We start from the raw sequence: 2,826 nt of genomic DNA, 5'->3' as shown, positions 1-2,826 counted from the left end.
ACCACCCGCTCGCCGGCCTGCAGCCCATGGCTCACCACATACTGCCGGTCCACCTGCCCATCCACCTCGATCGTCCGGATCACCGCCTTGCCCTCCTTACCCACCACCCACGCATACGACTGCCCGCCCGTACTCCGCAGCACCGACTGCTGCGGCACCAGCAGCGCACCCACCTGCACACCGCGCGGCACCCGCGCACGCACGAACATCCCCGGCAACAACCGCCGCGCCGGGTTGTCCACCACGATCCGCAACACGATGTCGCCCGTCTCCGCGTCCACGTTGATCCCCGAAAACAGCATCCGACCCTGCTCCGCATACGGCGTCCCGCCCGTACCCAGCAACGTCACCGGCAATCCCTTCGCCGCATCCAGCTGACCGGCCACCACCGCACGCTGGATACCCTCCAGCATCGACGCCGGCTGCCGCACATCCACGTACACCTGGTCCAACTGCTGCACCACCGCCATCGGCGTCGCATCGCTGGCCGTCACCAGCGCCCCTTCGGTCACCAGTGCCTCATCGATACGCCCCGCGATCGGCGAGGCCACCGTCGCATAGCGCAGATCCAGCTGCCGCCGGGCCAGCGTCGCACGCGCCTGCGCCACATCCGCCACCGCCTGCTGGTGCTCGGCATGCGCATCGTCGCGCGCCTGCTGGCTCACCGCCTGCGCCGCCGCCAACGAGCCCAGCCGCGCCGACTGCACCTGCGTCCGCACCACTGCCGCCTCACTGCGCTGCAGCAACGCCCGCGCACTGTCCACCTCCGCCTGGAACGCCGCCGGGTCGATCTGGAACAGCGGCGTACCCGCCTCCACCTCCGCCCCCTGCGCGAACAACCGCCGCTGCACGATCCCGCCCACCTGCGCCCGGATCTGCGCCGTACGCACCGCCGCCACCCGCCCCGGCAGCTCATCGTCACGCTGCACCGTCGCAGGCGAAAGCGACACCACGCTCACCTCCGGCACCGCCACCGGCGCCACCTCTTCCTTGGCACATCCCGCAAGCACCATCGCAAGCACCGCCCATACAGCGGTTTGAATCCTGTTGGTTTTCATCAGCAGCACAGGGCCGCACGCGCGGCCAGAATCATGAATGGCGAAGTCTGCGGCGCCTGCGTGGGGTTTCGATGGAGGAACTGTGGAGATACGATGGAGCACAAGCACCTTCTGGCCCTGCCCCGCATGCACGCCACCGATTCGCCCAGCGCCGCCGCGCACTGGGACCGCTCGCTCAACGCGCTGGTCCTGATCGTCGAAGACGAACCGGAAATTGCCGATATCGTGGCCGCCTACCTGCATCGCGAAGGCCTGCGCACGGTGCGCGCGCAGGACGGCATCGGCGCTTTGGCCCTGCACCGCAGCGCCCGCCCCGACCTCATCCTGCTCGACGTACAGATGCCCGGCATGGACGGCTGGACCGTGCTCAACACCGTCCGCCAGCGCGGCGACACCCCGGTCATCATGCTCACCGCCCTGGACCAGGACCTGGACAAGCTCACCGCGCTGCGCATGGGCGCCGACGACTACGTCGTCAAACCGTTCAACCCGGCCGAAGTGGCCGCCCGCGTGCGCGCCGTCCTGCGCCGCACCCTCAATGCGCGTGGCCAGGCCAAACCCGGCATCCTGCGCGTCGGCCGGCTGGTGATCGACCCCGAAACCCACACCGTCCACGTCGAGGGCGACGGCTACAGCCACGAACTGCTGCTCACCCTGACCGAGTACAAACTGCTGCACTGCATGGCACTGGCCCCGTCACGGATCTTCAGCCGCAGCGAACTCATGCATGAGTGCCTGCCCGAGAGCGAAGCCCTGGAGCGCACCGTGGACAGCCATGTCAGCAAGCTGCGGCGCAAGCTCGATGACGTGGGCCTGGGCAACGTGCCGGCCAGCGTGCGCGGCGTGGGTTACCGGCTGGCGGCCGACCACTGATGCGCCGCCCGGGCCTGAGCCGGCACATCGTGGTGTCGATGTCGCTGATGGTGCTGGCGGTGATCGTGATGGTGATCCTCAGCTCCTACCTGCTGTACGCGGTGCTGGTGAACTTCTACCCCTACGCCGAAGAACCCACTGGCTGGGCCCCTACCGGCCCCGAACTGGTGTGGATGGCCGCGGTCACCCTGCTCGGGCTGGCCGTGGCCGTGGCTGCCTCGGTGCGGCTGTCGCAGCGCATCCTGACCCCGCTCAATTCGGTGGTGGACAGCATCGGCAAGCTGGCCGGCGGCGACCTCGGCGCGCGTGCCGCCGCCAGCGACCGCTCGCTGGGCGAGGTGGCGCTGCTGGTGGACGACTTCAACGCCATGGCCCGCCGCCTGCAGAACATGGATGCCGACCGGGTCATGTGGCACGCCGCCATCGCCCACGAACTGCGCACCCCGGTGACGATCCTGCGCGGCCGCCTGCAGGGCCTGGCCGAGGGCGTGTTCCAGCCCGATGAAGCGCAGTTCCGCAGCCTGCTGGCCCAGGTGGAAGGCCTGTCCCGGCTGATCGAAGACCTGCGCGTGCTCAGTCTGGCCGACAGCGCCCGGCTCGACGTGCGCCGCGCGCGCAGCGACGTGGTGCACGAAGTCCATTCGGTGATGACCCTGGTCGACCCCGGCTTCCGCAGCGGTGGTTTCGTGCTGGAACTGGAAACCTCTCGGGAGGAGCATCCGGCCCACTGCGATCCCACCCGCGTGCGCCAGGCCCTGATGGCGCTGCTGGAGAACGCGCGCCGCTACGCCACGCCGGGGCGCGTGCGCATCGCCGTGCATGACACCGCCACCCACGTGCAGGTCTCCATCGACGATGAGGGCCCGGGCATCGACCCCGCCCTGAGCGCCCACAT

At 69.5% G+C, this 2,826-nt stretch carries 3 protein-coding genes; 2 read left to right on the top strand and 1 reads right to left on the bottom strand.

The genetic code is table 11. From position 1 onward, the window contains the following. Positions 1-1,058, bottom strand: a 1,058-nt coding sequence (locus DBR34_RS04330; protein WP_128095855.1) for an efflux RND transporter periplasmic adaptor subunit, incomplete at its 3' end; no start/stop codon positions are given. A 126-nt stretch (positions 1,059-1,184) separates the two neighbouring features. On the opposite strand from DBR34_RS04330, the gene DBR34_RS04325 reads away from it, so the two are divergent. Together DBR34_RS04325 and DBR34_RS04320 are read left to right on the top strand one after the other, a co-directional pair. After that, positions 1,185-1,931, top strand: coding sequence for a response regulator (locus tag DBR34_RS04325; protein WP_128095858.1), 747 nt, complete (start codon positions 1,185-1,187; stop codon positions 1,929-1,931). Beyond that, positions 1,931-2,826 (top strand): histidine kinase dimerization/phospho-acceptor domain-containing protein (locus DBR34_RS04320; RefSeq protein ID WP_128095859.1); only part of this gene is annotated, 896 nt, incomplete at its 3' end. The genes DBR34_RS04325 and DBR34_RS04320, both read left to right, overlap by 1 nt.

It is taken from the genome of Stenotrophomonas sp. HMWF003, from assembly GCF_003061285.1.
Classification (GTDB): domain Bacteria; phylum Pseudomonadota; class Gammaproteobacteria; order Xanthomonadales; family Xanthomonadaceae; genus Stenotrophomonas; species Stenotrophomonas maltophilia_AP.
This window is presented reverse-complemented; position numbering and strand designations above follow the sequence as displayed.